The sequence below is a fragment of the Mesorhizobium sp. M7A.F.Ca.US.014.04.1.1 genome (genome assembly GCF_003998745.1).
GTDB lineage: Bacteria > Pseudomonadota > Alphaproteobacteria > Rhizobiales > Rhizobiaceae > Mesorhizobium > Mesorhizobium ciceri.
The window spans coordinates 1-5,764 of record NZ_RZRW01000378.1 but is presented as its reverse complement, the minus strand read 5'-3'; the positions used below and the strand labels follow the sequence as shown (position 1 = coordinate 5,764).

The window sequence follows — 5,764 nt, the reverse complement described above, 5'->3', positions numbered from 1 at the left end:
GTCGCCAGACGTGTGCCGGCGGGGACGATCGACCCGGGCAGCATTGCAGACGCCGTAGGACTGCTGATCATGCAGCAGGTTGCCGAATTCCTTTGCGTCGACGGCCCCGATCTGGTGCTGCAGCCGGCCTTGGCCGAAAGCTGGAAGCCGAACGACAACGGCACGGTGTGGACCTTCAAGCTGCGCAAGGGCGTAAAATTCCACAGCGGCGGCGAGATGAAGGCCGACGACGTCGTGGCCAGCATCGACCGCCTTGCCGACCCGGCCAACTCGTCCAATGCGCTGTCGGTGTTCACCGGCATCCTGCAGAAAGGCGCTTCAAAGAAGGTCGACGACTACACGGTGGAATTCCACCTCGATGCGCCGAACGGCAACTTCCCCTACATGCTGTCGTCCGACAACTACAACGCCGTCATCATCCCGGCGAGCTACAAGGGCGACTACGAAAAGAGCTTCGACGGCACCGGGCCGTTCAGAATTGAGAAATACACGGCAAAGGTCGGCGCGTCCTTCGTCCGCAACGAGGACTATTGGGGGCCGAAGGCCTTGCCCGAGCGCACCGAATTCACCTTCTTCACCGACATGCAGCCGCAGATCCTGGCGCTGCAGGGCGGACAGGTCGACATCATCAACCAGATGCCGGTGCTGGCCGGCGTCGCTCTGCTCAACGATCCGAACATCGACATCATCAGCCTGAAGTCGTCGGCCCATCAGCAACTGCACATGCGCTGCGACGAGGGTCCGTTGAAGGATGCGCGCGTGCGCCGAGCCATTGCGCTCTGCCTCGATCGCGACAAGCTGGCCGCCGGCCTGATGAAGGGACGCTCCGCCCTGGGCAATGACAGCCCGTTCGCCGCCGTCTATCCTTCGACCGATACGAGCGTGCCGCAACGCAAGCAGGATATCGCCCAGGCCAAGCAGCTCATGGAAGCAGCCGGCCTTGGCCAGGGCTTCAAGATAACCCTGACCACCGAACGCTACCTGGAAATCCCCGAATACGCCCAGCTCATCCAGAACTGGGTCAAGGAGATCGGCGTCGAGCTCGACCTCAACATCCTCGACCAGAGCGGCTATTACGGAGACGCGGTGTTCGGCAAGTCGAACTGGCTGGATTCGGTGATGGGCATCACCGACTACGGCCACCGCGGCGTGCCGAACGTCTATCTTGCGGCACCGCTGAAGAGCGAAGGCACCTGGAATGCGGCGCATTTCAAGAACAAGGACTATGACGCGCTGGCGACCAGCTACATCGCAGCACTCGACCTCGAGGCGCAGAAGGCCGACGCCGGCAAGATCCAGAAGCTGTTGCTCGAGGAAACGCCTGTTATTTTCGGCTATTTCTACGACTATCTGACGGCGACGGCGAAGGGCGTGGCCGGCGTACAGCCGACCGCCATGTCGCAGCTGTTCCTCGACAAGGCATCGAAAGCCTGAACTAACTCTTTGTTGGAGCATGACCTTTTCCGAAAACCGGTCCCCACTTTTCGGGATCATGCTCAAAGGGAAAGCCAATCCTCTAACAGCCAGCTCCCGCATGGGGCTGGCTCCACAAGGAGTCTTAGCCATTCTCTCCTTCCTTGCCCGGCGTGTCTCGCTGTCGCTGGTGACGCTGTTCCTGCTCAGCATCATGGTGTTCCTGGGCGGCCAGGTGCTGCCCGGCAACGTCGGGCGCGCCATATTGGGTCCATTCGCCGACCAGCGCGCGGTCGACGCGCTCAATCACACGCTCGGCGTCGATCGCCCGCTGCTGGCACAGTACTGGGGCTGGATCTCCAATTTCGTCCAGGGCGACATGGGCACGTCCTACATCTTCCGCTCGCCGGTCGCGCCTTTCGTCATCGATGCGCTCGGCAATTCGATGAAGCTGGCGGCGGTCGCCTTCGTGCTGGTGGTACCGATCGGCATCCTCGGCGGCGTCGTCGCCGCGCTCAACCTCAACCGCCCGCTCGACCGCATCATCAGCCTCGGCGGTCTGTCGGTGACGGTGCTGCCGGAATTCGTCACCGGCATCATCCTGATCCTGATCTTTGGTGTCTGGCTGCGCTGGCTGCCGATATCGGCCGCATGGCCGCGCGACGCCGGCTTCTTCACGCAGCTCTACTACCTGATCCTGCCGTCGCTGCCGCTGTTCCTGGTGCTATTCGGCTACATCGCCCGCATGGCGCGCTCCGGCATGATCGAAGCGCTCGATTCCGACTACACGCGAACGGCCGTGCTGAAGGGCCTGCCCTGGCGCACGGTGATCTGGCGCCATGTGCTGCGCAATGCGCTGCTGCCGACCATCACCGTTATCGCCACGCAGACCGGCTACCTCATCGGCGGCCTTGTCGTCATCGAAACGCTGTTTCGCTACCAGGGCATCGGCTCGCTGATCTTCACTGCCGCGCGCGGCAAGGATTTCCCGATGCTGGAATCCGGCATCCTCACCATCGGCATCGTCTATGCCGTGGCCACTCTTGTCGCCGACTTCCTCTATTCCGTGCTCAATCCGCGCATCCGGCTGGGGTCAGACCAATGAGCACCATCCAGACCACCTCCTCGACACCCGACGACACGCGCCCGCGCGGCCCGCTGGCCGAGGTCTTCTTCTCGCTGCTGCGCTCGCGAACATTCCTTGTCGGTTTCGCCATCGTGCTGTTCTGGGTTGCCTGCGCGCTGTTCGGCGAGCACTTCGCACCCTACGACCCGCTCGCCGACGACATCATCAACGCGCTGGCGCCGCCTTCTTCCGAACACTGGTTCGGCACCGACCAGATCGGCCGCGACGTCTTCTCGCGCGTCATCGTCGGCTCGCGCGACATCCTGACCGTCGCCCCGCTGGCGACCTTGCTGGCGACAGTGGCCGGCACGGCGCTCGGCCTCGTCACCGGCTATTTTCGCGGCCTCGTCGACGATGTCGTCAGCCGAATCCTGGAAGCCTTCATGGCGATCCCGGTGGTCATCGTTGCGTTGCTGGCGATCGTTGCGCTCGGTACCTCGAAGACGACGGTCATCGTTGTCATCGGCTTAAGCTTCGCGCCGATCATCGCGCGCACCGTGCGCTCCGCGGTGCTGGCCGAGCGTGAACTCGACTATGTCGCTGCCGCGCAGCTAAGGCATGAAAGTGCCCTGCATACGATGTTCGTCGAGATCCTGCCCAACGTCATTCCGCCGATCCTGGTCGAAACCACTGTGCGGCTCGGCTATGCCATCTTCGCCGTCGCCACGCTCTCCTTCATGGGTTTCGGCATCCAGCCGCCCTCTCCCGACTGGGGGCTGTCGATCTCCAACAATTACGGCATGATCGGCGGCGGCTTCTGGTGGACGGTGCTGTTCGATGCGCTCGCCATCGCCTCGCTGGTCATCGGCGTCAATCTGGCCGCCGACGGCGTTCACGGAGCGCTCAATGACTAACTCCGCCAAGGCCGAAAACGCACTCGAAGTCACCGATCTTTCGGTTGCCTACCGCGTCGCCGGCCGCAACCGCGCCGTGCTGCGTAACCTCAGCCTCACCATCGGCCAGGGCGAAGCCTATGGGCTGGTCGGCGAATCCGGCTGCGGCAAATCCACCGTGGCGCTTACGGTGGTGCGCTATCTGCCGAGAAACGGTTCTATCACCGGCGGCACGATATCGCTCGACGGCCAGAACGTGATGAAACTCGACGCCGAGGCGCTCAGGCGGGCGCGGGCCGAAAGCGTCTCCATGGTCTATCAGGACCCGGGCAAGGCGCTGAACCCGTCGATCCGCGTCGGCCGTCAGTTGACCGAGATTTTTGAACTCGGCGGTATTTCGGGACAAGCGGCCACCGACCGGGCGATTGCGATGCTCAATCGCGTGCGCATCTCCGATCCGATGAGCGTGATGCAGCGCTACCCGCACCAGCTTTCCGGCGGCATGCAGCAACGCGTGGCGATCGCCATGGCGCTGGCCAACGATCCCTCGATGCTGATCCTCGACGAGCCGACCACCGGCCTCGATGCGACGGTAGAGGCCGAAGTGCTCGACCTGATCGCACAGCTGCGGCAAGAACTGTCGGCCTCGATCCTGTTTATCAGCCACAACCTCGCCGTCGTCTCCAACATGTGCGACCGCGTCGGCGTGCTCTATGCCGGCATGCTGGTCGAGGAAGGGCCGACGGAGGTCGTCTTCAACGACCCGCGCCATCCCTACACCGTAGCCTTGCTGCGCTGCCTGCCGCGCGGGGGCCAGCGCAAGGACCAGGGCCGCCTCGATACCATTCCCGGCTTCCTTCCCGGCATCGGGGTCGACATCAAGGGCTGCGCCTTCGCCGATCGCTGCGCGCTCGCCGACGACCGCTGCCGCAGCGAATTGCCACCGCTCTACGATCTGGGCGGCCGGCTGTCGCGCTGCTTTCATCACGACAAGGCGCAGGCGCTGCCGCGTGCGACACCGAGCGATGTGGCGCCTGTACCAAGGGCGGCGGCAGCGCCGGTGCTGCGCGTCACCGGGCTGAACAAGACCTATGCCAGCCATGGCCATGCACTGCGCGCCGTGAAGGACGTGTCCCTCGACCTGCGGCCTGGCGAAACGCTCGGGCTGGTCGGCGAATCCGGCAGCGGCAAAACGACCTTCGCCAGGCTGCTGCTCGGCCTTGTGCCGCCGGACGCAGGCGGCACGATCGAGCTGGAAGGCAAGGCGCTGGCGCCCAGGCTGGAGAACCGCAGCGACGACCAGATCAAGGCGATGCAGATCGTCTTCCAGAACCCGGACTCCGCACTCAACCGATCGCATTCGATCCGGCATCTGATCGGACGCGCGCTAAAGCGGCTGGCGGGCCTCTCCGGCAAGGCGCTGGAGGCTCGTCTCAACGACCTTGTCCGCTCGGTGCGGCTTACGGACCGGCATCTGGCTGTAAAACCGCGCCAACTGTCCGGCGGCCTGAAGCAGCGCGTCGCCATCGCCCGCGCCTTCGCCGGCGTCCCGCGCATCGTCGTCTGCGACGAGCCGACCTCGGCGCTCGACGTCTCGGTGCAGGCGGCCATCCTCAATCTGCTCGCCGACCTGCAGTCGAAGGAAGACGTCAGCTACATCTTCATCTCGCATGATCTGGCCGTGGTGCGTTACCTCTCCGACAAGATCGCCGTGCTCTATCTCGGCCGCATCATGGAGCTCGGACCGTCGGAGCAAGTCTTTTCCGGGCCGCATCATCCCTACACAGAAGCGCTGCTGTCGGCCGTGCCCAAACTCGACCAGACCGAGACGGCGCGCATTCGTCTCGACGGCGAAATCCCGAGCGCCACCAATCCGCCGTCGGGCTGCGTGTTCCACACGCGCTGCCCGCGCAAGATCGGTCCGATCTGCGAACAGCAGGAGCCGCCGCTGAGCGAGGCCCAGCCCGGCCATTCGATCCGCTGCCACATTCCATATGCCGAACTGGCCAGGCTGCAGAGAGCGGCCGTGACCGAGCCGGCATAGCGAGCGTCACCATCACCCGCGTGGCTTGGCCGGTCAGATCTGGCCGGCCATGCTGAGAGCACGGTCGCCTTCCGAAAAGCCCTGCCCTTCGGCCCAGTCTCTGGCCAGCGTGCGCAGGCCTGTGAGCGCGACATCCAGAACATCCGACGAGGCGGGGTTCGAGGGATAGGCGAGGTAGATCGGCCGCTGGAACACCGGCGTATTGTCGATGCGCCGCATCTCGCCGCGCTCGATATGACCGCTGACGGCGCTGAGCGGCAGATAGGCGGCGGCCTGCTGTGACAGCACGTGCTGCAGCCCGATGAAGACCAGTCCGGCCGATATGGCGGGCCTGACCATGCCGGGAAA

Annotated in this window: 4 protein-coding genes and 1 pseudogene; 4 read left to right on the top strand and 1 reads right to left on the bottom strand. The window is 64.3% G+C overall.

Annotation, left to right across the window (positions count from 1 at the left end; genetic code table 11):
- The 4 genes from EOA22_RS22515 to EOA22_RS22500 form a co-directional block, all read left to right on the top strand.
- On the top strand, positions 1-1,434 hold a 1,434-nt coding region (locus tag EOA22_RS22515), incomplete at its 5' end, for an ABC transporter substrate-binding protein (protein ID WP_164755735.1).
- Positions 1,435-1,534: 100 nt separating this feature from the next.
- Positions 1,535-2,518: an ABC transporter permease gene (locus tag EOA22_RS22510; protein WP_181172681.1), complete on the top strand. Its 984-nt coding sequence runs from the start codon at positions 1,535-1,537 to the stop codon at positions 2,516-2,518.
- Positions 2,515-3,393: an ABC transporter permease gene (locus tag EOA22_RS22505; RefSeq protein ID WP_027163828.1), complete on the top strand. Its 879-nt coding sequence runs from the start codon at positions 2,515-2,517 to the stop codon at positions 3,391-3,393. The genes EOA22_RS22510 and EOA22_RS22505 overlap by 4 nt, the downstream gene beginning before the upstream one ends.
- Complete coding sequence (locus EOA22_RS22500; protein WP_063167627.1) at positions 3,386-5,416, top strand: ABC transporter ATP-binding protein; 2,031 nt, start codon at positions 3,386-3,388, stop codon at positions 5,414-5,416. Before EOA22_RS22505 ends, EOA22_RS22500 begins: the two co-directional genes overlap by 8 nt.
- A gap of 33 nt (positions 5,417-5,449) precedes the next feature.
- On the opposite strand, the pseudogene EOA22_RS22495 reads toward EOA22_RS22500, so the two are convergent.
- Positions 5,450-5,764, bottom strand: a pseudogene (locus EOA22_RS22495) (LysR family transcriptional regulator); the annotation flags it as partial.